The sequence below is a fragment of the Peribacillus sp. SRI_006 genome, assembly GCF_057586375.1.
Genome location: NZ_JBYCZT010000013.1, coordinates 1 through 23144 on the forward strand (window position 1 = coordinate 1; position 23144 = coordinate 23144).

At 43.4% G+C, this 23144-nt stretch carries 26 protein-coding genes; all 26 read left to right on the forward strand.

Annotated features, from left to right (window positions below):
* The first annotated feature begins 105 nt into the window (after positions 1-105).
* The 26 genes from sdaAB to AC2YHV_RS19120 all read left to right on the forward strand — a co-directional run bounded on the left by sdaAB (position 106) and on the right by AC2YHV_RS19120 (position 22785).
* Positions 106-768 carry an L-serine ammonia-lyase, iron-sulfur-dependent subunit beta gene (gene sdaAB / locus AC2YHV_RS18995; RefSeq protein ID WP_034313754.1) on the forward strand — a complete coding sequence of 221 codons (663 nt, stop codon included), beginning with the start codon at positions 106-108 and terminating at the stop codon, positions 766-768.
* Between the two features lie 37 nt (positions 769-805).
* Complete coding sequence (sdaAA, locus tag AC2YHV_RS19000) at positions 806-1690, forward strand: L-serine ammonia-lyase, iron-sulfur-dependent, subunit alpha (protein WP_487373856.1); 885 nt, start codon at positions 806-808, stop codon at positions 1688-1690.
* Positions 1687-3738, forward strand: coding sequence for an ATP-dependent DNA helicase RecG (gene recG, locus AC2YHV_RS19005; RefSeq protein ID WP_487373857.1), 2052 nt, complete (start codon positions 1687-1689; stop codon positions 3736-3738). Before sdaAA ends, recG begins: the two co-directional genes overlap by 4 nt.
* A gap of 118 nt (positions 3739-3856) precedes the next feature.
* Complete coding sequence (fapR, locus tag AC2YHV_RS19010; RefSeq protein ID WP_034313744.1) at positions 3857-4414, forward strand: transcription factor FapR; 558 nt, start codon at positions 3857-3859, stop codon at positions 4412-4414.
* Between the two features lie 23 nt (positions 4415-4437).
* The gene (gene plsX / locus AC2YHV_RS19015; RefSeq protein ID WP_268563913.1) at positions 4438-5424 is read left to right on the forward strand and encodes a phosphate acyltransferase PlsX; all 987 of its coding nucleotides are present in this window, start codon (positions 4438-4440) and stop codon (positions 5422-5424) included.
* A gap of 27 nt (positions 5425-5451) precedes the next feature.
* On the forward strand, positions 5452-6399 hold the full coding sequence (gene fabD / locus AC2YHV_RS19020) for an ACP S-malonyltransferase (protein WP_487373858.1): 948 nt from the start codon (positions 5452-5454) through the stop codon (positions 6397-6399).
* A complete protein-coding gene (gene fabG, locus AC2YHV_RS19025) occupies positions 6396-7139 on the forward strand; it encodes a 3-oxoacyl-[acyl-carrier-protein] reductase (protein WP_034313733.1) in 744 nt (247 codons plus the stop codon). Before fabD ends, fabG begins: the two co-directional genes overlap by 4 nt.
* A 57-nt stretch (positions 7140-7196) precedes the next feature.
* The gene (locus tag AC2YHV_RS19030) at positions 7197-7430 is read left to right on the forward strand and encodes an acyl carrier protein (protein WP_034313729.1); all 234 of its coding nucleotides are present in this window, start codon (positions 7197-7199) and stop codon (positions 7428-7430) included.
* A 260-nt stretch (positions 7431-7690) separates the two neighbouring features.
* On the forward strand, positions 7691-8434 hold the full coding sequence (gene rnc / locus AC2YHV_RS19035; protein ID WP_034313726.1) for a ribonuclease III: 744 nt from the start codon (positions 7691-7693) through the stop codon (positions 8432-8434).
* Positions 8435-8454: 20 nt separating this feature from the next.
* The gene (smc, locus tag AC2YHV_RS19040) at positions 8455-12018 is read left to right on the forward strand and encodes a chromosome segregation protein SMC (protein ID WP_487373859.1); all 3564 of its coding nucleotides are present in this window, start codon (positions 8455-8457) and stop codon (positions 12016-12018) included.
* A gap of 27 nt (positions 12019-12045) precedes the next feature.
* Positions 12046-13062 (forward strand): signal recognition particle-docking protein FtsY, encoded by a 1017-nt coding sequence (gene ftsY, locus AC2YHV_RS19045; RefSeq protein ID WP_034313721.1) that lies wholly within the window; start codon positions 12046-12048, stop codon positions 13060-13062.
* 217 nt (positions 13063-13279) lie between these two features.
* Positions 13280-13612: a putative DNA-binding protein gene (locus AC2YHV_RS19050; protein WP_034313718.1), complete on the forward strand. Its 333-nt coding sequence runs from the start codon at positions 13280-13282 to the stop codon at positions 13610-13612.
* Between the two features lie 11 nt (positions 13613-13623).
* Complete coding sequence (gene ffh / locus AC2YHV_RS19055) at positions 13624-14964, forward strand: signal recognition particle protein (protein WP_034313716.1); 1341 nt, start codon at positions 13624-13626, stop codon at positions 14962-14964.
* A 152-nt stretch (positions 14965-15116) separates the two neighbouring features.
* Positions 15117-15389, forward strand: a complete 273-nt coding sequence (rpsP, locus tag AC2YHV_RS19060; protein ID WP_034313715.1) for a 30S ribosomal protein S16 — start codon at positions 15117-15119, stop codon at positions 15387-15389.
* A gap of 13 nt (positions 15390-15402) precedes the next feature.
* The gene (locus AC2YHV_RS19065; protein WP_048684915.1) at positions 15403-15633 is read left to right on the forward strand and encodes a KH domain-containing protein; all 231 of its coding nucleotides are present in this window, start codon (positions 15403-15405) and stop codon (positions 15631-15633) included.
* A 221-nt stretch (positions 15634-15854) separates the two neighbouring features.
* Complete coding sequence (locus AC2YHV_RS19070) at positions 15855-16241, forward strand: YlqD family protein (protein ID WP_034313711.1); 387 nt, start codon at positions 15855-15857, stop codon at positions 16239-16241.
* A gap of 10 nt (positions 16242-16251) precedes the next feature.
* Positions 16252-16770, forward strand: a complete 519-nt coding sequence (rimM, locus tag AC2YHV_RS19075) for a ribosome maturation factor RimM (protein ID WP_034313708.1) — start codon at positions 16252-16254, stop codon at positions 16768-16770.
* A complete protein-coding gene (gene trmD, locus AC2YHV_RS19080; protein WP_098865182.1) occupies positions 16770-17504 on the forward strand; it encodes a tRNA (guanosine(37)-N1)-methyltransferase TrmD in 735 nt (244 codons plus the stop codon). The genes rimM and trmD overlap by 1 nt, the downstream gene beginning before the upstream one ends.
* 130 nt (positions 17505-17634) lie before the next feature.
* On the forward strand, positions 17635-17982 hold the full coding sequence (gene rplS, locus AC2YHV_RS19085; protein ID WP_034313702.1) for a 50S ribosomal protein L19: 348 nt from the start codon (positions 17635-17637) through the stop codon (positions 17980-17982).
* 218 nt (positions 17983-18200) lie between these two features.
* Positions 18201-18761 (forward strand): signal peptidase I, encoded by a 561-nt coding sequence (gene lepB, locus AC2YHV_RS19090; protein ID WP_487373860.1) that lies wholly within the window; start codon positions 18201-18203, stop codon positions 18759-18761.
* A gap of 17 nt (positions 18762-18778) precedes the next feature.
* Positions 18779-19651, forward strand: a complete 873-nt coding sequence (gene ylqF, locus AC2YHV_RS19095; RefSeq protein ID WP_048684908.1) for a ribosome biogenesis GTPase YlqF — start codon at positions 18779-18781, stop codon at positions 19649-19651.
* Between the two features lie 155 nt (positions 19652-19806).
* Complete coding sequence (gene rnhB / locus AC2YHV_RS19100; RefSeq protein WP_412991991.1) at positions 19807-20589, forward strand: ribonuclease HII; 783 nt, start codon at positions 19807-19809, stop codon at positions 20587-20589.
* Positions 20590-20602: 13 nt separating this feature from the next.
* Positions 20603-20815: a hypothetical protein gene (locus tag AC2YHV_RS19105; RefSeq protein ID WP_487373861.1), complete on the forward strand. Its 213-nt coding sequence runs from the start codon at positions 20603-20605 to the stop codon at positions 20813-20815.
* Positions 20816-20825: 10 nt separating this feature from the next.
* Positions 20826-21176 carry a hypothetical protein gene (locus AC2YHV_RS19110; RefSeq protein WP_487373862.1) on the forward strand — a complete coding sequence of 117 codons (351 nt, stop codon included), beginning with the start codon at positions 20826-20828 and terminating at the stop codon, positions 21174-21176.
* Positions 21177-21205: 29 nt separating this feature from the next.
* Entirely contained in the window at positions 21206-22516 is a 1311-nt protein-coding gene (locus AC2YHV_RS19115) for a hypothetical protein (protein ID WP_487373863.1), read from the forward strand.
* Complete coding sequence (locus AC2YHV_RS19120; RefSeq protein ID WP_057278413.1) at positions 22513-22785, forward strand: EscU/YscU/HrcU family type III secretion system export apparatus switch protein; 273 nt, start codon at positions 22513-22515, stop codon at positions 22783-22785. The genes AC2YHV_RS19115 and AC2YHV_RS19120 overlap by 4 nt, the downstream gene beginning before the upstream one ends.
* The last annotated feature ends 359 nt before the right edge of the window (positions 22786-23144 follow it).

The window sequence follows — 23144 nt, forward strand, 5'->3', positions numbered from 1 at the left end:
ATTTATTTTTATGAAAAGAAGGATTACGGACAGCATAATTGTAATTACAATATATCAGGCTTTATTATTAAACTGACTCCAAGTGAATAGAAGGAGGAGCTAATCATGAAATTTAGAAGTGTATTCGATATAATTGGTCCTGTTATGATCGGCCCCTCCAGTTCCCATACAGCAGGAGCTGCAAGGATCGGTAGGGTTGCCAGGAATTTATTCGACCGGGAACCAAAATGGGCCCATATTTCTTTTTACGGATCGTTTGCCAAAACCTATAAAGGCCATGGAACAGATGTAGCCATTGTAGGAGGCTTGCTTGATTTTGATACATTTGATGAGAGAATCAAAGAATCGCTGGAAATAGCACGCAAAAAGAAAATGAAAATTACATTTCGAGAAGAAGAGGCAGTACCGGAACATCCCAATACAGCAAAAATAACAGTTGGTGATGATGATGGTGAACTGGAACTTGTCGGAATATCGATAGGCGGGGGAAAGATCGAAATCGTCGAATTGAACGGATTTAAATTGAGGCTGTCCGGGCACAACCCTGCCATACTCGTCGTTCATGATGATCGATTTGGTGCCATTGCCAATGTTTCAAACATATTAGCCAAGCATCAAATCAATATTGGCCAAATGGAAGTCTCCCGAAAAGAGAAAGGGCAGATGGCCTTGATGACGATTGAAGTGGACCAAAACCTGGAGGATCACGTCATAGCTGAAATTACAGCACTCCCCAATATCACTCAAGTAGCAAGGATTGTGGATTGATAGAGCAATCGTTTCCACTTAGGAAGGAGAAGAAATCATGTTTCGAAATGTAGCGGAATTAATAGAATTAGCTGAATCAAAGCAGAAAAAAATTTCAACGCTGATGATAGAGCAGGAAATGGAAGTAACGGGAAAAAGCCGTGAAGAAATCATCCGCCAGATGGGAGTCAACCTGGATGTAATGGAACAGGCAGTTGAAAAAGGACTTCAAGGTGTACGGTCCGTTTCCGGCCTGACGGGAGGGGATGCAGTCCTTCTTCAGAATTACATTAAATCCGGAAACTCCTTATCCGGTGAACTGCTGTTGGATGCGGTAAGCAAAGCCGTGGCAACAAACGAAGTGAACGCAGCCATGGGGACGATTTGTGCGACACCGACTGCCGGATCTGCTGGTGTTGTGCCTGGTGCGCTTTTCGCTTTGCAAAATAAATTAAAACCGAATCGGGAACAGAAAATTGAGTTCCTATTTACAGCAGGGGCGTTTGGTTTTGTAGTAGCGAATAATGCTTCGATCTCTGGAGCCGCAGGGGGCTGTCAGGCGGAGGTCGGTTCTGCTTCGGGTATGGCAGCGGCAGCCATCGTTGAAATGGCAGGAGGGACACCGGCACAAAGTGCAGAAGCGATGGCAATCACATTAAAGAACATGCTTGGTCTTGTGTGTGATCCTGTTGCTGGGCTTGTGGAGGTGCCTTGTGTGAAGCGTAATGCCATGGGTGCAGCCAATGCCATGGTTGCAGCAGATATGGCTTTAGCGGGTATCACAAGCCGCATACCGTGTGATGAAGTAATTGATGCGATGTATAAAATCGGGCAAACGATGCCATCTGCTCTTAGGGAAACTGCACAAGGAGGTTTAGCGGCTACACCGACTGGGCGGGAGTTGGAAGCGAAAATCTTTGGCTTACCGCTAAATAAGAAGTGAACTCGACTTTACGCGAACCCATTACCGCAGTAAAAGGCATTGGGGCCGAAACGGCAGCAGCTTTGGGGGAAATGGAGATCCATACCGTCGCGGATCTCCTTGAGCACCTCCCATATCGCTATGAAGATTACCGGTTGAGGGATTTAGAAACGGTCGAGCATGATGAACGGGTTACTGTAGAAGGCAAAGTTCATACGGTACCCACGTTAGGGTACTTCGGAAAGAAAAAATCCAGGCTCACGATTAAAGTTTTGACTGGGAGATATTTAATAAATGTCATTTTTTTTAACCAGCCTTATCTGAAGCCGAAGCTTGCGATAGGCGAAACCGTAACGGTAACGGGAAAGTGGGATCGTCATCGTCAAACCATTACAGGCTCGGAATGCCATGTTGGTGACCGGAGCCGGGAGAAAGAGTTCGAACCGGTGTACTCAGTGAAGGGCAGCATTACCGTCAAAGGGCTCCGCCGCTTCATCTCCAATGCATTTTCTGAATATGGGACAATGATAGAAGAAAATCTGCCCCCGCAATTATTGGCGGCATACAAGCTGATGCCGCGTAATGATGCTCTTCGTACCATGCATTTCCCTCAATCGGCCAATGAGGTGAAGAAGGCCCGACGCCGTTTTGTGTATGAAGAATTTTTATTGTTTCAACTTAAAATGCAGGCACTTCGTAAAGTACAGCGGGAGCAGTCAAAAGGAATAGGCCAGGAGTTTGACATGGAGCGGCTGGAAGCCTTTGTTGAAACCCTCCCTTTTCCTTTGACGAACGCTCAGAATAGGGTCGTCGAGGAAATAATGAATGACATGAAGTCTCCCTACAGGATGAACCGTCTGCTTCAAGGGGATGTCGGGTCTGGGAAAACGGTGGTTGCCGCCATATGCCTGAAGGCGACGATTACAGCAGGTTTCCAAGGTGCACTTATGGTCCCGACGGAAATCTTGGCAGAGCAGCATACACAATCGCTGAAAGCCATGTTGGAACCGAGTGGAGTAAAGGTCGCATTGTTGACAAGTTCGGTAAAAGGCAAAAAGCGCAAGGAACTATTGCAAATGCTGGAATCCGGGGAGCTGGATCTTTTGATAGGAACTCATGCATTGATTCAAGATGAAGTGAATTTCCGGAACTTAGGTCTTGTCATAACGGATGAACAACATCGTTTCGGAGTGGAGCAGCGCCGCATCCTTCGTGAAAAAGGTACCAATCCAGATGTACTTTTCATGACGGCTACACCTATTCCGCGAACTCTCGCAATTACAGTGTTTGGGGAAATGGACGTCTCGACGATCGATGAAATGCCTGCCGGGCGTAAAGCGATAGAGACCTATTGGGCGAAACACCAAATGCTTGATCGGATCTTATCCTTTGTCGAAAAGGAACTAAAGAAAGGGAGACAGGCTTACGTCATCTGTCCATTGATTGAGGAGTCGGAGAAACTCGATTCTTTACAGAATGTTCTTGATGTTCATGCAATGCTGTCACAATACTTTGCGAACAGGTACAAAGTTGGTCTTATGCATGGACGGCTGCCTGCGGATGAAAAGGAAGAAGTGATGCAGCAGTTCAGTGCCAATGAAGCGCAAATCCTTGTTTCCACGACGGTCGTCGAGGTTGGGGTGAATGTTCCAAATGCAACGGTAATGGTCATTTATGATGCGGAGCGCTTTGGACTTTCACAGTTGCACCAGCTGCGCGGAAGGGTTGGGCGGGGGAGCGATCAGTCCTTTTGCATCCTGCTGGCTGATCCGAAAACGGAAGTCGGCAAAGAGCGGATGAAAATCATGACTGAGACAAACGATGGTTTTGCCCTTTCCGAAAAAGATTTGGAACTCCGTGGACCTGGGGACTTCTTCGGTAAAAAACAAAGCGGCCTTCCCGAATTCAAGGTAGCCGACATGGTCCATGATTACAGGACCCTTGAAGTGGCAAGGATGGATGCAGCAAAATTGATTGCCTCCCAAAGCTTTTGGCATTCCCCGGAGTATGCACCTTTGCGGGACTATTTAGAGGGAACGGGAGTATTTACAGGAGAAAAGCTGGACTGAACTGAATAAAAAACCAATAGCAGATTGTGAGATTTTACGCAATATCTTGCAATCTGTTTTTAAAATATATATACTACTATTAGTACCTAGTCATAATACTACGGATGGTGACCTTCAAATGCGAAGAAATAAGAAGGAACGCCAGCAATTATTAATCGAAACGATTAAACAGAATCCTTTTGTAACGGATGAGGAGCTGGCTGAAAAATATTCGGTGAGCGTCCAGACCATTAGGCTTGACCGTCTTGAATTATCGATACCGGAACTGCGTGAACGGATTAAAAGCGTGGCCGAGAAAAAATTCAGTGACGAAATCAGGGCATTGCCTTTGGATGAAATCATCGGGGAAGTAATTGATCTTAATTTAGATGATAATGCAATTTCGATTTTGGATATAAATAAAGAGCATGTCTTTAAGCGGAATGGAATCGCAAGGGGACATCACCTTTTTGCCCAAGCAAACTCATTGGCTGTGGCAGTCATAAATGATGAATTGGCATTAACTGCGAAAGCATCCATTTTATTCACTCGTTCTGTAAAGGAAAATGAAAGAGTGGTAGCTAAAGCGAGGGTTAAAAACGTGGACCACACCAACGATCGTTCCGTGGTGGAGGTTAGAAGCTACGTAGGTAATGAACTGGTTTTTAAAGGCGAGTTCGAAATGTATCGCTCTTAACTTGCTAGTAAAGGATGAAAAAAATGAAGATAACGATAGATGCAATGGGTGGCGATAATGCTCCCAAGGCACAGGTTTTGGGAGCGATGAAAGCTGTCGAGGCTTTTTCCGATGTGGAAATTACCTTGATAGGCAATGAATCCGAGATTAACCAATACTTAGCGAAGCATGGCCGAATAAGGGTTATACATACTGATGAAAAAATATTAAGTACCGATGAACCTGTTCGTGCGGTTCGCCGCAAGAAAAGCGCTTCGATGGTATTGGCTGCACAGCAAGTGGCTGACGGAGAAGCGGACGCATGCATTTCTTCAGGCAATACGGGGGCGCTGATGGCTGCAGGTTTGTTTGTGGTCGGAAGGATAGAAGGCATTGAACGTCCGGCATTGGCTCCCACCCTTCCGACGATCGATGGCAAGGGTTTTGTATTACTGGATGTAGGCGCGAACTCCGATGCGAAACCGGAGCATCTCCTTCAATTCGCCATAATGGGGTCTGTTTATGCCCAAAAAGTGCGGGGAATCGAAAAGCCCCGTGTCGGATTACTTAATATCGGAACAGAAGAAAAAAAAGGGAATGAACTGACTAAGCATGCCTTTACATTACTGCAGCAATCATCGGAGATATCCTTTATAGGTAACGTAGAGGCAAGGGACCTCCTAAACGGGCCGGCGGACGTTGTCGTGACGGATGGCTTCACGGGAAATATGGTGTTAAAGACTCTTGAAGGTACTGCTATGGGCGTATTCAAAATGGTGAAAGCTGCCTTGATGAGCAACCTCAAAAGTAAGTTGGCTGCAGCAATGGTAAAGCCAGAACTAAAAGTCATAAAAAATAAAATGGATTACTCGGAGTATGGCGGTGCTGGCCTCTTCGGTTTGAAGGCCCCTGTCATTAAGGCGCATGGTTCTTCAGATGCGAATGCGGTCTATAATGCTATACGCCAGACTCGCGATATGGTTGGAAATGACGTCATATCGACAATTACGGAGACAATAGAAAAACAATAATAAATCATAGAGGCAGGGGAGTAACAGATGGGTAAAATTGCTTTTGTCTTTCCAGGACAAGGATCACAATCAATAGGAATGGGGCATGGCTTATTTCAGGAAAAAGAGCGTGCTCAGCAAATTTTTCGATCAGCAGATGAAAAACTTGATTTTCCGCTTACGGAATTGATCTTTAATGGCACACAACAAGAATTAACGGTGACTTATAATGCACAGCCAGCCTTATTGACTACGAGTTATGCTTTTGTCAAGGAGTTGGTAGAAGCGGGAATCAAACCCGATTATACTGCCGGGCACAGTTTAGGTGAATATACGGCATTAGTGGCATCTGGTGCAATTTCTTTCGAAGATGCCGTATATACAGTGCGTAAACGCGGTGAATTCATGGAAGCTGCGGTACCGAATGGACAAGGCTCAATGGCTGCGATTTTGGGAATGGACCGTGAAGCTCTATCTGAAGTCACTACTGAAATTACGGCCACAGGTGAATCCGTTCAATTGGCCAATATTAATTGTCCAGGGCAAATCGTCATTTCAGGCACCTCCGAAGGGGTTAAACTTGCAAGTGCAAAAGCCAAGGAAAATGGGGCTAAACGGGCTCTTCCTCTTGAAGTGAGTGGACCGTTCCATTCTGAATTAATGAAACCGGCAGCAGAAAAGTTACAGGGTGTCCTTGATGAAGTAAGCTTCAAACAGGCAGAAATTCCTGTCATTTCAAACGTAACGGCTAAGCCCATTACAGCACCTTCCGAAATAAAAGAAAAATTAATCGAACAGCTGTATTCACCGGTCCTTTGGGAGGACAGTGTGAAAAATCTACTTGAATTGGGCGTGGATACGTTCATCGAGGTTGGCCCAGGGAAAGTGTTGGGCGGATTGATAAAGAAAATTGATCGTTCCGTTCAAATTCATTCGGTATCCGATATAGACACTCTAACTAAAACAATTGAAACATTGAAGGGGGTACAAGCATGATCCTCGAAGGTAAAAAAGCGCTTGTAACGGGAGCATCACGAGGTATTGGCAGGGAAGTTGCATTGGAACTTGCCCGACAGGGAGCAGACGTTGCCATTAACTATTCCGGCAGTGAAGCTAAAGCGAATGAAGTGGTTGATGAAATCAAGGCATTGGGCCGAAAAGCATTCGCCATCCAATGCGATGTTGCAAATAGTGAATCGGTGACAAGCATGATCAAAGAGGTCGTCGAACAATTTGAAAGAGTGGATATCCTGGTTAATAATGCCGGCATCACACGTGATAACCTATTGATGCGCATGAAAGAAGATGAATGGGATTCTGTGATCAATACGAATCTTAAAGGCGTGTTCCTATGCACCAAAGCTGTCACAAGGCAAATGATGAAGCAGCGCAGCGGCAGGATCATCAATATGGCATCGATCGTCGGCGTCAGCGGAAATGCAGGGCAGGCTAATTATGTAGCGGCTAAAGCAGGTGTCATCGGTTTGACTAAAACGACGGCAAAGGAACTTGCATCAAGAGGCATTACGGTCAATGCGATTGCCCCAGGTTTCATCTCAACGGATATGACTGGGGAATTGCCTGAAGACGTCCAAAAAGCCATGCTGGACCAAATTCCGCTTGCACGTTTCGGTGACCCTAAAGATATTGCTGCAGTGGCGTCTTTCCTTGCTTCCGATGCAAGCAAATATATGACTGGGCAAACTCTTCATGTAGATGGCGGCATGGTCATGTAAGTTTTCTTTGATTTTTTTCGAAATTAATTTATAATGTCTTGAGGGGAGGTGAACACATTGGCAGATGTATTAGAAAGAGTAACTAAAATCGTTGTAGATCGTTTGAACGTAGAAGAATCAGAGGTAAAACTTGAAGCTTCTTTCAAAGAAGATCTTGGTGCCGATTCCCTTGATGTAGTTGAACTAGTCATGGAATTCGAAGACGAGTTTGATATGGAAATTTCGGACGATGACGCTGAAAAAATCGCCACAGTAGGTGATGCTGTGAATTACATACAAAGCACTATGTAATGAATTGTCATTTGACTAAAAGCTCCGTTTTTTAACGGGGCTTTCTCTTATTGCTTAAAGAAGTTTGATTCAGCGGCAGATAACGGAATGAGCATGTTCACGGGTATGCTCCGCCTGCATGCAGTGTCTTTTGCCTTTAGTTTTCTTTAAGCGGATAATCATGTATGATGTTACATAGGAAAGCTTGACAGGAATTCCTGCCAGGTTTCTTTTTATATATTGGAAAAATATGCTTTTTGAACCGTGGAGGGTTTTGTGTGATGCGTAGGAACGGAAATAATCGTAAACCATCAATCAAGGAAAATAAATTCAAACAGTTGCAAGAAAATCTGGGTTTTCATTTTAAAGATGAAAATTTATTGAAACAAGCTTTTACACATTCATCTTATGTGAATGAGCATCGCCGTAAGCCTTATGAAGATAATGAAAGGCTTGAATTCTTGGGGGACGCTGTACTTGAACTGACCATCTCTAAATACTTATATCAAAAATATCCGATGATGAGCGAAGGTGAACTTACCAAACTAAGGGCAGCCATTGTGTGTGAGCCTTCACTTGTTGCTTTTGCCAATAGCCTTTCTTACGGGGAATATGTATTACTCGGAAAAGGGGAAGAAATGACAGGTGGAAGGGAACGCCCTGCCATGCTTGCGGATGTATTCGAAGCCTATATTGGTGCTTTGTACCTTGATCAAGGATTAGAGCCAGTTGTGCAGTTTTTGACGAATGTCGTGTTTCCGAAGATAGACGAGGGTGCTTTTTCTCATGTGATGGATTATAAGAGCCAGCTTCAGGAGCTGATCCAGCGCGATGCCATCGGTGTCCTGCAATATAAGATCTTGCAGGAAAAAGGACCGGCCCATAATCGGGAGTTTGTTTCGACGGTCTCACTGAATGGGGAAGAACTTGGCTCTGGAATAGGAAAGTCCAAAAAAGAAGCGGAGCAGCATGCAGCCGAGCATGCATTGATCGTTTTAAAAGAAAAAAATCAACAAGATAGTTGAACAGTAGAGGGGGAAAGGTCATGTTCCTCAAACGTTTGGACGTTGTAGGATTTAAATCTTTCGCAGAGAAAATTTCGATAGATTTTGTACCTGGTGTCACGGCAGTGGTTGGACCAAACGGAAGCGGTAAAAGTAATGTGACCGACGCAGTCCGGTGGGTCCTTGGAGAGCAGTCTGCGAAATCACTGCGTGGAGCAAAAATGGAAGATATCATCTTTTCGGGAAGTGACACGAGGAAAGCGTTGAATTTTGCGGAAGTATCATTGACCCTTGATAACGAGACCAATTCCCTGCCGATCGACTTTCATGAAGTCAGTGTGACAAGACGTGTATATCGATCGGGAGAAAGTGAATTTTTCATTAATAATCAAGGTTGCCGTCTGAAAGACATCATAGACCTTTTCATGGATTCCGGTCTTGGGAGAGAAGCGTTTTCCATCATCAGCCAAGGGAAAGTAGAAGAAATCCTTAGCAGTAAGGCTGAAGAAAGACGAGTGATTTTTGAAGAAGCGGCCGGTGTCCTGAAGTATAAAACGAGAAAGCGAAAAGCGGAATCGAAGCTGACGGAAACACAGGATAATTTAAACCGTGTCCATGATATCCTCCATGAATTGGAGGGGCAGGTGGAGCCGTTAAAAATTCAGTCTTCCCTCGCCAAGGAATTTTTGGCGAAGAAAGACGAACTAGAGCAAATAGAAGTGGCTTTAACCGTTTATGAAATTGAAGAGCTTTATGAAAAATGGGAAAAACTATCACAGGAGCTTGAAAAACATAATGAAATGGAACAGCAAATGGCAGGAAAGCTTCAGGACAGGGAAGCGCATCTCAAAAAGCTAAGGGATAGTCTTGCGACGCTTGAGACATCGATCAATGGCCTTCAGGAGATTCTCCTGAATGCCAGCGAAGAACTTGAAAAGCTTGAAGGCCGTAAAGAAGTTTTGAAAGAACGGAAAAAAAATGCCGCCCAAAACAAGTCACAGCTGGAAAAAGCGATTGTGGAAGGTGAGGCTGCTGTCGAGCGTTTGTCTTTGCAAAAGGAAAGGGAAACGGAAATCCTGCATGCACTGAACTTGGAAGTGAAAGGGATATCTGAAACCTTACATGAAAAACAAAAAAGCCTCGGCCTATTCAATAGTGATATCGAAGCGGTGATCGAAGCGAAAAAGAGTGACTATATCGAGTGGCTGAACAAGCAGGCCTCGGCCAAAAACGAAAAACAATACCTGCTTCAGCAGCTTGCGCAGCAGGAACATAAAAATGCAAAACTTGATATGGAAAATGAAAAGTTCTTAACTGAAAGAATGGATATCACTGCTAAAAAAATGGAATATTCACAGCTGATGGACAATATGACCAAGCAGCTTGAAGAGCATGTCACTTATTTCCGAAATCAGCAGAATAAATTGAATGCGGCAAAAGATACGTATCAAAAACAAGAAACCACCCTTTATAAGGCCTATCAATTCCTTCAACAGGCTAAATCGCGTAAGGAACTGCTTGAAGAAATGGAAGATGATTATGCAGGCTTCTTTCAGGGTGTAAAAGAGGTTTTGAAAGCGAAAGAGACCCTTCGAGGCATTGAAGGGGCAGTTGCGGAATTGATAAAGGTTCCAAAGGAGTATGAAACGGCCATTGAAACGGCTTTGGGCGGAGCGATGCAGCATGTTGTCGTGGAACGCGAAGAGCATGCACGTGAAGCCATTTCCTTCTTGAAGAAAAATAGGTACGGGCGTGCGACTTTCTTGCCTTTATCAGTCATAAAGGCAAGAGAGATATCAGCTAACCAATTATCGATGCTGAAGAGCCATTCAGCTTTTGTAGGGACTGGTTCCTCATTGATCCAATATGATGATAGGCATGCAGCGATTGCTGAAAACCTATTAGGAACAGTGATTATCACCACAGATTTAAAAGGGGCAAATGACCTGGCGAAAATGATGCAGCACCGTTTCCGCTTCGTAACACTTGAAGGGGATATCGTCAATCCAGGTGGTTCAATGACTGGTGGAGCCTTAAAGCAAAAAACGACCTCCCTGCTGTCAAGGAAAACGGAATTGGAGGAGCTCCAACAAAAACTTGCTGCCATGGAAGTCAAAACGAATCAGCTTGAAAAGCAAGTCAAACAGCTCAAAGTGGATGTGGGTGTTCAAGAGCAAACGCTTGAACAAACCAGAAAAACGGGAGAGAGACTTCGATTACAAGAACAAACCCTTAAAGGGGAACTCCGTGAAGTGGAGCTTCAGGAAAGAAATGTGAATGAACGGCTGCATCTTTATGATTTGGATAAAAATTCATATTTAGAAGAACAACAGCAAAAAAAAGCAAGACTTGAAGAGCTGGAAGAACTTTTGGAATCATGTAAATCGGAAATTGATGGTCTGGATCGGTTGATTTCCGAAATGACCGAACAAAAGCAATCACAACAATCTTCAAAAGAGAGCCTTGCTGAAGAAACGAATGAACTGAGGGTAATGCTGGCTTCCAAGCGTGGCCAGCTGCAAAACCAAAAAGAGAAGATGGAACGCATTGAATCGGACCTTTCTAAGGAATCAAGCAGGCTTGCTGAAAACAAAGATGATTTAGGGCTCCTGACCAATGAAATGACAGACAGTTCAAGCGGGGAAGAGTCCCTGGAAGATATGGCTCAGCAGAAATTGCTCGATAAAAATGGAGCAATTGAAGGAATCACCATAAAAAAACAGGAAAAAAACGAGCTTCTAATGGAAGTTGAAACGCTCGAACTGTCCTTGAAAGAAGAAAATCGACTTTATAGAGGCATTGTCGAAGTGATGAAGGATGAAGAAGTGAAATTAACTCGTCTGGATGTCGAACTGGAAAATCGCCTCGACCACTTGCGAGAAGAATATACCCTTTCCTTTGAAGGTGCTAAAGAACAGTATCCATTGATGATGCCTGCCGACGAAGCTCAAAAAAGGGTGAAGCTCATCAAGCTTGCTATCGAGGAACTGGGGACGGTGAATTTAGGTGCAATTGATGAATACGCACGTGTAGCTGAACGCTATGAATTCCTTCTTAGTCAAAAGGAAGACCTTCAACAGGCGAAAGATACATTATTCCAAGTCATCGATGAAATGGATGATGAAATGAAACGCCGCTTTGCGGATACTTTCTATTCGATCCGTAAAGAATTCGAACAAGTCTTCAAAGCTTTATTTGGCGGAGGCAGGGCGGAGCTGAAACTGACGAATCCTGATGATTTGCTAAATACAGGGGTGGATATCATTGCGCAGCCTCCCGGAAAAAAACTGCAAAACTTGAGCCTCTTATCCGGCGGAGAACGAGCATTGACAGCCATAGCCCTTTTATTCTCCATTCTAAAAGTGCGTCCTGTTCCTTTCTGTATCCTTGACGAAGTCGAGGCAGCGCTAGATGAGGCGAATGTCGTCCGGTTCAGCCAATTTTTAAGAAAGTTCAGCAGGGAAACGCAGTTCATCGTGATTACTCACCGCAAAGGCACGATGGAAGAGGCAGATGTCCTATATGGCATTACGATGCAGGAGTCAGGTGTCTCCAAACTTGTTTCCGTCCGGATGGAAGAATCAGAAAACTTTATGGAAGTTTAAAATTCATGAATTAGAGGAAGTGGGACAATGAGTTTTTTCAAAAAGTTAAAAGAGAAATTTACGACTCAGGAAGAAAAAGAAAAATCAGTTGAAGCAGAAGTATCCATTGGGGAAAAATTCAAACAAGGTTTGACAAAGACGAGGAATTCCTTTACTGGAAGGGTTAATGAACTTGTTGCCCGTTATCGGAAAGTGGATGAGGACTTCTTTGAAGAACTTGAAGAAATCCTGATTCAGGCTGATGTAGGCTTTGATACTGTGATGGAACTGATTGATCAATTAAAAATGGAAGTCAAGCTTCGCAATATCTCTGATACGAGGGAAGTGCAGTCCGTTATTTCCGAAAAGCTTGTTGAAATCTACCAAGGTGATGATGAAGCGACGTCTAGCCTGAATATACAAGAAGAAGGTTTGACGGTCATTTTGTTTGTAGGGGTTAATGGGGTAGGTAAAACGACGACCATTGGTAAACTTGCCCATAAATTCAAAACAGAAGGAAAATCTGTCGTATTGGCTGCAGGGGATACCTTCCGTGCCGGTGCGATTGAACAGCTTGAGGTTTGGGGTGAGCGTGTCGGTGTCAGTGTAATCAAACAGGGTGAAGGCTCTGACCCAGCAGCTGTCATGTTCGATGCCATTCAGGCCGCCAAGGCACGAAAAGCGGATATCCTTATCTGTGACACTGCCGGTCGCTTGCAGAATAAAGTGAATTTAATGAAGGAATTGGAAAAGGTGAAACGTGTAATTGAACGTGAAGTACCAGGTGCACCACACGAGGTGCTGCTTGCCCTTGATGCTACAACTGGACAAAATGCCCTTATCCAGGCCAAGACATTCAAGGAAGCGACGAATGTTTCCGGTATTGTTTTAACAAAGCTTGATGGCACTGCAAAAGGTGGAATTGTTTTGGCGATTCGCAATGAATTGGCCATTCCTGTTAAATTTGTCGGGCTAGGTGAAAAAATGGATGATTTACAGGAATTCGATGCCGAGAAATATGTTTATGGCCTTTTTGCTGATATCATCGATAAAGAAGAGGTTTAAGGGAAAATTGTAAGCCGGAAGAGTTCATTCTCTTCTGGTTTTTTTACCATGATAATTGGAGGACCTATTGAAGAAAGGTCCAAAAAAGAAGCGGAAAATGAAAAAAATAATGCTTTGCAAACACGTGGTAAGGAGTTTAACTTGACATCAAATAAACAAGGCTTTACAATATAAACTTGTAAAGGGTTTTCACTTAACAGCAGGGAGGCTTGCTAAGATGCTTGAAAAGACAACGCGGATTAATTATTTGTATGACTTTTACCAATCGTTGTTAACAGAGAAGCAGCAGAGCTACATGTCCCTCTACTATCTGGATGATTACTCTCTTGGCGAGATTGCCGATGAATACGAAGTCAGTAGGCAGGCAGTCTATGATAATATAAAAAGAACAGAAGCGATGCTTGAGGAATATGAAGCAAAGCTATTGTTATTTCAAAAATTTCAAGAGCGTAACCAGTGGATTGCGAATATGAAGGGACTCATAGAAAAGGAATCCTTTTCAAAAGAGAAGCTGCTAGACGCAATCACAACGCTTGAGAAGTTGGATTAGGAGGCGGCAATATGGCATTTGAAGGATTGGCCGACCGACTGCAGAGCACGATGCAAAAGATCCGTGGAAAAGGGAAGGTCAACGAAGCGGACGTTAAAGAAATGATGCGTGAAGTTCGATTGGCCCTGCTTGAAGCGGATGTTAACTTTAAAGTCGTGAAGGATTTTGTAAAACGTGTCAGTGAACGTTCGGTAGGTCAGGAAGTGCTGAAAAGCTTAACCCCCGGTCAACAGGTAATTAAAGTAGTTAAGGAAGAATTGACTGAGCTGATGGGCGGCGAACAGAGCAAGATTGCCGTTGCCTCGAAACCACCGACTGTCATTATGATGGTAGGTCTTCAGGGTGCTGGTAAAACGACGACCACCGGAAAGCTTGCCAATCTTCTTAGAAAAAAATACAACCGCAAGCCATTGCTCGTTGCGGCTGATATTTACCGTCCGGCGGCGATTAAGCAGCTCGAAACACTTGGCAAACAATTAAGCATGCCTGTTTTCTCCCTTGGGGACCAGGTCAGCCCTGTCGAAATTGCCAAACAGGCAATTGAAAAAGCTAAGGAAGAACATCATGACTATGTGTTGATTGATACCGCAGGCCGTCTTCATGTTGATGAAAACTTGATGGGCGAACTGAAGGATATCAAAGAGTTGACAAAACCTGATGAAATCTTCCTGGTTGTCGATGCGATGACAGGTCAGGATGCGGTCAATGTAGCCCAAAGCTTCAATGAACAGCTAGGCCTGACAGGAGTCGTTTTAACGAAACTTGATGGGGATACACGTGGTGGTGCGGCACTTTCAATTCGTTCAGTCACCGACACGCCGATCAAATTCGTCGGTATGGGTGAAAAATTGGATGCACTTGAAGCGTTCCATCCAGAACGGATGGCGTCAAGGATCCTCGGCATGGGTGATGTATTGACCCTTATCGAAAAAGCACAGGCCAATGTAGATGAAGAAAAAGCGAAAGAATTAGAGAAAAAGATGCGTACCGCCACTTTTACCTTTGATGATTTCCTTGATCAGCTTGGTCAGGTGCGGAATATGGGACCGCTTGATGATATTCTGAAAATGATTCCCGGTGCGAATAAAATGAAAGGGATGGACAACCTTCAGATCGATGAGAAACAGATCGGTCATGTTGAAGCTATCATCCGTTCAATGACAACGCATGAAAAGGAACATCCGGAAACCATGAATGCATCCCGCAAGAAACGGATTGCAAAAGGAAGCGGCAGATCGATTCAAGAAGTGAACCGTCTACTGAAGCAATTCGAAGAAATGAAAAAGATGATGAAACAGGTTACGAACATGCAAAAAGGAAAGAAAAAGGGATTCAAATTCCCGTTCATGTAAGGTTTATTTCAGGTTAAAACTGAGGCGAATACGGGTCGAAGCCATGTATTTCAACACTTTTTTTACCTGTTAAGAAAAAAACCTTTACAAACATGCAAGACATTTGATATTATACTATCTTGTGTGAAACTATTCGGAGGTGCTTATTTAAAATGGCAGTAAAAATTCGCTTAAAACGTATGGGAGCTAAAAAATCTCCTTTCTATCGTATTGTAGTTGCAGATTCTCGTTCACCACGTGACGGACGTTACATTGAAGTGGTAGGAACTTATAACCCGGTTACTCAACCAGCTAAAGTTGAAATCAACGAAGAGCTTGCTCTTAAATGGTTACAAGATGGAGCTAAACCATCTGATACAGTTCGTAACTTATTCTCTACACAAGGCATCATGGAAAAATTCCATGTTGCAAAAAACAGCAAGTAATCGACGGTAGTTGATGAAAGCACTTATTGAAACGATTGTTTCAGCACTTGTGGATTATCCGGAAGAGGTCATTGTGACCTCCAAGGAAGAATCCGACCGGATTGTTTATATCCTCTCCGTTCATAAAGAGGATATGGGCAAGGTTATCGGTAAACAAGGGCGTGTTGCTAAGGCGATTCGGACTGTGGTATATGCAGCAGGATCTTCACAGCAGAAGAAAATCTATTTGGAGATTTCCGAATAAGGAGGGTTAATACCCCTCCTTTTTTTGTACTTCAAGATAGTGAAATTTCGACTTGGATCCTAATTGAATAGACCCGGACTTTAAACTTTACGCCTTTTTAAGACGCATCTTTTATCGATTTACGTTATACTTAAGAGAATGACCCCCATTTCAAAAAGATTACCCCATCATACATATTTTTTGAAGGAAATAAGAAATCATAGATAATAGGAGGTGCTGGAATGAAAATTCTCCAAAATGTAATCGTTAACCAAGTATTAACGGAATCCAGCAAGAATCAGCTCCTCGAGAAATACAAGTCAAAACGCCTTCAGCTTCAAAAAGAGAGTGAACAGCTTCGCTTTGAACTGAAAAAACTTGAAAAAACAAGAACTCTCCAACCTGCTAGTCTCCGTGCTCATTTTGAAAAAGAAATAAACCAGAGGCAAGAAAAAATTAAACTGCTTGAATTTCAAATGGAGCAGTTGGAGATCCTTCCCGCAGGTAGTGAATTGAAGGAACGGGAAGTTCAAAGTATCATTGATGTGGAAATTGGGGCAGATTGGGACGAAATCATGGCAACGAAGACCATTGTCATAAAAGATGGGATCGTCTCGGAAATTCGTTAGAGGTGAAAGAATGGAAAAATGGTTTAATGTAGGTAAAATTGTCAACACACATGGTCTTTTAGGAGAAGTCCGTGTAATTTCTTCAACAGACTTTCCAGAAAAACGATACAAAGTGGGAAATACTCTGTATCTGTTTAGGGACACGGAGAAAAAACCCTTGCCCCTCATCATCAGGTCGCATCGCACCCATAAAAACTTTAACCTATTGACGTTCGAGAACTATTATAACGTCGGACAGGTCGAGGCATTTAAAAACGGGGTCCTGAAAGTGAAGGAAGCACAGCTTGGTAAATTGGACGAAGGTGAGTTCTACTTCCATGAAATCATCGGCTGTTCGGTATTTACGGATGAAGGAATGGAAGTTGGGGAAATCGTTGAGGTTCTTACGCCTGGTGCCAATGATGTTTGGGTCATTAAGAAAGCTGGCAGTAAGGACATCCTGATCCCGTATATTGAACAAATTGTTAAAGAAGTGGATATTTCCGCTAAAAAGGTCATCATTACGCCGATGGAAGGACTTTTAGACTGATGAAAATCGATGTGCTTTCGCTTTTTCCAGAAATGTTCGAAGGGGTATTTGGTTCGTCAATCTTAAAAAAGGCTGCGGAAAAGCAGGCTGTTAGCTATAAGGTGACCAATTTTCGAGATTATGCAGATAATAAGCATTCGACGGTAGACGATTATCCTTATGGAGGCGGTGCCGGAATGGTATTAAAGGCACAGCCGATCTTTGATGCTGTGGAAGCTCTTAAAGGGCAAGCTGAGCTAACCCCAAGGGTAGTCCTCCTTTGTCCCCAGGGAGAGCGTTATACGCAGAAAAAAGCCGAAGAGCTTGCTGAAGAAGAACATCTCATTTTCATTTGCGGGCATTATGAAGGGTATGATGAGCGCATCCGGGAGCATGTCGTAACGGATGAAATATCTATAGGTGACTTTGTGCTTACAGGCGGGGAATTGGGCGCAATGGTCATTATTGACAGCGTTGTTCGCTTGCTGCCGGGCGTTTTGGGGAATGTTGACTCCCCGATCCTTGATTCCTATTCTTCTGGTTTGTTAGAGCATCCCCATTATACTAGACCTGCAGATTTCCGGGGGATGAAAGTTCCCGATCCGCTAATATCCGGGAATCATAAAAAAATCGATGAATGGCGGATGAAGGAATCTCTGCGCAGAACTTGGATTCGACGTCCGGATTTACTCGATAGTTATGAACTATCGGAAGTTGAAAAAAAATTATTGTCTGAGATTAAAAAAGAAGACTGATGTCTATTGCATCGACGTTTAGAGTATGATAGGATATACCTTGTGACTTGGGCAAAATGCTCAGTCTTATAACGATGTTCCGCTGCAAACAATAAGTATTTGCAAGAGCGTCCAGGAGGAGTTGAAATCGATGCAAAATCTTATTAACGAAATCACAAAAGAACAACTTCGCTCAGATCTTCCATCATTCAGACCTGGTGACACAGTACGTGTACACGTAAAGGTTATTGAAGGAACTCGCGAACGTATCCAGTTGTTTGAAGGCGTTGTAATCAAACGTCGTGGCGGCGGAGTTAGTGAAACTTTCACAGTACGTAAGATCTCTTACGGCGTTGGAGTTGAACGTGCTTTCCCTGTTCACACACCAAAAATTGCGAAACTAGAAGTTATCCGTCACGGTAAAGTACGTCGTGCGAAACTTTATTACCTACGCGAACTTCGTGGTAAAAAAGCACGTATTAAAGAAATTCGTCGTTAATTCTTCGAATATCTTCATGCGGGTTTACCATGATCCACATAAGGTGAATAACCAAACAGTATCATGCAAAAAAAGGGAGCTTGTTTATCAGGCTCCCTTTTTGCACTTTAAGAAACGATGAATGCACATAGGGTGAAAGCTATATAGAATCCTGCTCGCTATAGCGTCTGCAACATGTTAAAATAATTGTTGATATGCTTCAAAAAGGGTGGATAAGGATGGCGAAAAAGAAAAATGAATTGTGGGAATGGACAAAGGCGGTCATAATCGCGGTTATAGCGGCGACGCTGATTCGTTATTTCCTCCTGGCTCCTATTGTTGTGGACGGCAATTCCATGATGCCGACATTAAAGGATGCGGACCGCATGCTCGTTAATAAAATCTCCTATTCGATTGGCGAACCCAAAAGATTCGACATTATCGTTTTCGAAGCTCCAGAAGGCAAAGATTACATAAAGCGGGTCATCGGATTGCCAGGGGAAAAAGTTGAATATAGAAATGATACTCTTTACGTGAATGGAAAAGCTTATGATGAGCCATACTTGGATGAATATAAAGAACAATTGATTGATGGCGGGGCTTTGACGGAACCTTTTACATTAAGTGATGTCATAGAACAAGGAACGGTGCCTGAAGATCACCTATTTGTCCTGGGGGATAATCGCCGTTTCAGCAAGGATAGCCGCCATATTGGTGTAGGTGTCGTTCCTTACGATAAAGTGTTAGGAAAAACTAAATTAGTTTATTGGCCGATCGAGGACTTTCGATTGGCGGAATAGTAGGAAGGTGGATTCCATTGACAATACAGTGGTTCCCTGGCCATATGGCCAAAGCAAGACGGGAAGTAACAGAGAAATTAAAACTGATCGACATTATCTTTGAACTTGTGGATGCCCGGATTCCGGCATCTTCACGAAATCCGATGATCGACGAAATCATTCAGCATAAACCGAGGGTCATCCTTTTGAATAAAGCTGATATGGCCGATCCGGCAAAAACGAATATGTGGCTGGAACATTACAAATCGCAGGGGAAAACGGCGATTGCCATTAACTCACAGGCAGGAAACGGTTTAAACCAGATTACAGCTGCATCCAAAAATCTTTTAAAAGAAAAGTATGAGCGGATGGAATCAAGAGGAATAAAGCCGAGAGCGATCCGTGCCATGATAGTCGGCATTCCGAACGTGGGGAAATCGACTTTAATCAATCGACTTGCCAAAAAGAACATTGCCAAAACAGGAAATACACCTGGAGTCACTAAAGCGCAGCAATGGATAAAAGTGGGTAAGGAATTGGAATTGCTCGACACGCCGGGGATTCTCTGGCCGAAATTCGAGGATCAAGAAGTAGGTTTGAAGCTTGCGTTGACAGGTGCGATCAAGGATACGATTTTAAACTTGCACGAAGTCTCATTATACGGCCTTCGCTTTTTGGAAAAAGAATACCCGGAAAGACTGAAATCCCGTTATAACCTGGATGTAATTCCACAGGAAACGCTCGAATTGTTTGATGCTGTCGGAAAGTTCAGGGGCTGTTTAGCATCTGGGGGCTTCATCGATTATGACAAAACCGCAGAGTTGGTCGTACGTGAAATCCGTTCAGAAAAGATGGGCCCGCTTACGTTCGAGGTTCCTTCGGATTATGAAAAGGATGATATCCCCGAATAAGATTAACATTGACTTGAGTGTTGTAATACGGAGCTGGAGTTGGATGTCGAAAAGATTTTTTCTTTTTGATGTCTCTTTTCCGCTCCGTATTTTTGTTTGAACTGTAGAAAGGAAGCAAGACTGCCGATAATTAAAATGATGGGTGATAAAAGATGATAACTGCAATGAGCATTAAGGAAATCTCCTTAAAGTTAAAGACGATAAGAGAGCCTGAAGATTTATTTTTACAGAAATGCCGGGAGGACGGTCGGAAGGGAGTAACCGACTTAGTAAACAAATGGCATAGAACTTATGAAAAAGAACAACAGGTAAGGGATGCTTTCACGGAAATGACAGAGTTTGAAAGGCAATTGAGGAAACAGGGGTTTTCCATTCTCGCTGGCATCGATGAAGTGGGAAGAGGACCTCTGGCAGGACCGGTTGTGACAAGTGCAGTCATCTTGCCTGATTCTTTTTATTTGCCAGGGCTTAATGATTCTAAAAAGATTCCGGAGTCAAAAAGGGAACAGTTTTATGAGATGATTTTTAAGGAAGCGATATCCGTAGGTGTAGGTGTTGTACATAGCGAAGTGATTGATGAAATCAATATATATCAAGCTACGAAAAAGGCAATGGTGGCTGCAGTGAACGATCTGTCAGAATTTCCGGATCATTTGTTGATCGATGCGATGGAACTGGATGTGCCGATTCCCCAGCTTTCGCTCATCAAGGGTGACGCAAGAAGCATTAGCATCTCTGCGGCATCCATAATAGCCAAGGTGACTCGTGATAGGATGATGAAGGAATATGGTGAAAAATATCCGGAATATGGTTTTGAAAAGCACATGGGTTACGGGACAAGCCAACATTTAGAAGCGCTCGACATACACGGGCTTACACCTTGGCATAGAAGAAGTTTTGCGCCAGTTAAGGAAATCGCTGCACGAACGAAGGAATAAGGGGGGGGGATGAGTGGTGCAATCCATAGCAAGCAGTCAACCTGTAGCTTCAGCCATTGAAATAAAAGGAACTGCGAGTTTGAAAAACGGGCAAATCCTTTTCGGGAAGGTAAATAAGGTTTTTCTTAACCAAACGGCCGAGGTACAGTTTGGCCATCAAAAAATGGTTGCCACTCTTGATATCCCGCTTCGTACAGGATTGGTTTCAAGTACAGCAACCAATTGAGGGGTCTGTCGTGTTAAAAGCTTTAGATGCCCCCAATTTGAACGTTTCTGACTTAAAGGGAACAGTTGCACAATTGATCGCTCACCTCGGCATAAAACCTGAACCGGCCGCTACCAAGCTTGCCGAATACCTGCTGGCAAACCGCCTTCCGATAACCAAGGAGACTTTTCGATCCGCTTTGCAATGGTTAAAAGCTGCTGATGCTGCAGAAGTTGGTCTGCCTGTAATAAAAACAATGTTCATTCAGCAACTGCCTTTTGTAAAAGTGTATTTGATGCATTATTTACGCAGTCCAAAGGTGAACCTTTTCACAAACTCCTCAGTGGCTTCAGGCAGCAGCTGCAGGATGGTGGGGCAGTAACGGGGACTGCCTCCAAACTAAAGGAGGTATTGGACTCTTTACATGTTGCCAAACAGAACCAGCTTCAACAAATCGGTTTACAAAAACTTGTGACCACTTGGCTGAATTCCGATTCAACGCCAGTAATGAAATCCGGGGCATTTTCCCTGCTTCAAAAGACGGGTTTCGTTCCAAAGGGAATGACTGAATCCGTCTTTCTGGAAAGTTTAGTGGATGGAGCTGAGGTTAGGTCCGGTATTCCTAAAAATTCAGCGATTGATAAATTACACCAAGGATTGCAGCTGCTTTCCGAGGCTAAAGGCGGAGCATTTGCACATGTTGAAGAAATCGAAATGGCTATTAACCGCATATTGAATAGTCATGATCACGAGAAGGCAAAACTGCCGATCGATATCCACTCGATGCAGAGAAAAAACATTTCTGAAGAAAAACTCACCCCTCTTGCCTTTCATTTACTCCAGCATGCTTTTGCCGAAGCGATAGCAACAAAGGCAGTAGGCGGAAAAATAGAAGTGAATGACCTTATAGGCTACTTGAATATGGACACAGAGCAAGTAGCTGAGTCGAAGGGTAAAGTGGCTGAGTTACTGTTTAAGTCGCTTAATGAGCCTCCTGAGGCCCAATATGCTAGGATTTATGAGAAGCTGGTCCTTTCACATGTATTGGCAGCTGACTTTCAATCAATCGATTTTACCAATGGACCTTCTGTCGCACACCAACTGAAAGAAATGACCAAGATCCTTGGACTCCAGCTGGAACATGCACTCATTAATCTTCCAGGAGATGATATGGCGGATTTCCCCAATGATTTAGAGACACTTAAACCGCTGCTGCTTAAATTGCTGAATGAGCAAATTCCGGCAGCTATCAAGGAGATGGCAGAACAAATCCTGAATCGGATTACAGCGCAACAGATCCTTTCACAGGAAAACGGGCCGATTCAGAATTTACTCCTTACACTTCCACTCAATCTGGGGTCTACTCAAACGGATCTGACGTTACAATGGAGCGGAAGGAAGACAAAAGAAGGCAAAATAGACCCGGATTACTGCCGAGTCATATTTTATTTAGAATTGGAGGGCCTTGAAGAGACGGTCATCGACATGCAGGTTCAAAACCGAATCATAAAGGTGACGGTCATCAATGGGTATGGTGCAACCCTTGAAGAGGCGGCCGGTCAATATCTTGGCATCCTGAGAGAGAATCTTGGGAAAATGGATTACAGATTATCAGGAGTTTCGTTTGTAAATCCCGTATATGAAAAAGAGCGGGACCTTAGGGGGAAACCGATTCCTTTTTCAGAAGCGGGTTCATATAGTGGAGTGGATATTCGAATATGATAAAAGATAAACGAAAAGAAGCCATTGCTTTAAAATATGATCAAAAGACATCCAAAGCGCCCGTCATATTGGCCAAGGGGAAGGGGAAAACGGCTGAAACTATTATGGAAAAGGCCATGAAACACGATATACCGGTCCAAAGGGACGAATCGCTTGCTGCACTTTTAGGTCAATTGGATATAAATCAAACGATTCCGGAAGAATTGTATGGAGCTGTTGCAGAGGTATTTGCATTCATTTATAAAGTTGACAAGGGCATGAATCGGTAGGAGACAACCATTTGGTTTCACCAATGGGTTTCTGTTGGTTTATGTAGAATATTAGGGAAATCACTGACGATTTTTCATTATATTAAAAAAATACTAAACTATTTGTTAAAGGACAAGGCCATGGCTTTGTCCTTTTGCTTTTCCTTTGAATCAAGACCAGGTTTTAACAGTAGTTTTTCAAGAGGATATCTTTGGATCAAAAGATTGAAAAGGCTTTCATGGAAGTGTTTTTTGATAGAAATATGACTCTATTTGTACTAGAATTGCAGATCCGAAATAAATGGTATTAATAAGAAAAAAACACAACGGCGCAGAAGGTTTTTTCTATTTCATTAAAGGGTAAGGAAGTATATTATAAT

What these genes read in the sequence shown, in the direction of transcription:
- sdaAB (WP_034313754.1), top strand. Translation starts at nt 106, where the DNA reads ATGAAATTTAGAAGTGTATTCGATATAATTGGTCCTGTTATGATCGGC.
- sdaAA (WP_487373856.1), top strand. Translation starts at nt 806, where the DNA reads ATGTTTCGAAATGTAGCGGAATTAATAGAATTAGCTGAATCAAAGCAG.
- fapR (WP_034313744.1), top strand. Translation starts at nt 3,857, where the DNA reads ATGCGAAGAAATAAGAAGGAACGCCAGCAATTATTAATCGAAACGATT.
- plsX (WP_268563913.1), top strand. Translation starts at nt 4,438, where the DNA reads ATGAAGATAACGATAGATGCAATGGGTGGCGATAATGCTCCCAAGGCA.
- fabD (WP_487373858.1), top strand. Translation starts at nt 5,452, where the DNA reads ATGGGTAAAATTGCTTTTGTCTTTCCAGGACAAGGATCACAATCAATA.
- fabG (WP_034313733.1), top strand. Translation starts at nt 6,396, where the DNA reads ATGATCCTCGAAGGTAAAAAAGCGCTTGTAACGGGAGCATCACGAGGT.
- rnc (WP_034313726.1), top strand. Translation starts at nt 7,691, where the DNA reads ATGCGTAGGAACGGAAATAATCGTAAACCATCAATCAAGGAAAATAAA.
- smc (WP_487373859.1), top strand. Translation starts at nt 8,455, where the DNA reads ATGTTCCTCAAACGTTTGGACGTTGTAGGATTTAAATCTTTCGCAGAG.
- ftsY (WP_034313721.1), top strand. Translation starts at nt 12,046, where the DNA reads ATGAGTTTTTTCAAAAAGTTAAAAGAGAAATTTACGACTCAGGAAGAA.
- AC2YHV_RS19050 (WP_034313718.1), top strand. Translation starts at nt 13,280, where the DNA reads ATGCTTGAAAAGACAACGCGGATTAATTATTTGTATGACTTTTACCAA.
- ffh (WP_034313716.1), top strand. Translation starts at nt 13,624, where the DNA reads ATGGCATTTGAAGGATTGGCCGACCGACTGCAGAGCACGATGCAAAAG.
- rpsP (WP_034313715.1), top strand. Translation starts at nt 15,117, where the DNA reads ATGGCAGTAAAAATTCGCTTAAAACGTATGGGAGCTAAAAAATCTCCT.
- AC2YHV_RS19065 (WP_048684915.1), top strand. Translation starts at nt 15,403, where the DNA reads ATGAAAGCACTTATTGAAACGATTGTTTCAGCACTTGTGGATTATCCG.
- AC2YHV_RS19070 (WP_034313711.1), top strand. Translation starts at nt 15,855, where the DNA reads ATGAAAATTCTCCAAAATGTAATCGTTAACCAAGTATTAACGGAATCC.
- rimM (WP_034313708.1), top strand. Translation starts at nt 16,252, where the DNA reads ATGGAAAAATGGTTTAATGTAGGTAAAATTGTCAACACACATGGTCTT.
- trmD (WP_098865182.1), top strand. Translation starts at nt 16,770, where the DNA reads ATGAAAATCGATGTGCTTTCGCTTTTTCCAGAAATGTTCGAAGGGGTA.
- rplS (WP_034313702.1), top strand. Translation starts at nt 17,635, where the DNA reads ATGCAAAATCTTATTAACGAAATCACAAAAGAACAACTTCGCTCAGAT.
- lepB (WP_487373860.1), top strand. Translation starts at nt 18,201, where the DNA reads ATGGCGAAAAAGAAAAATGAATTGTGGGAATGGACAAAGGCGGTCATA.
- AC2YHV_RS19120 (WP_057278413.1), top strand. Translation starts at nt 22,513, where the DNA reads ATGATAAAAGATAAACGAAAAGAAGCCATTGCTTTAAAATATGATCAA.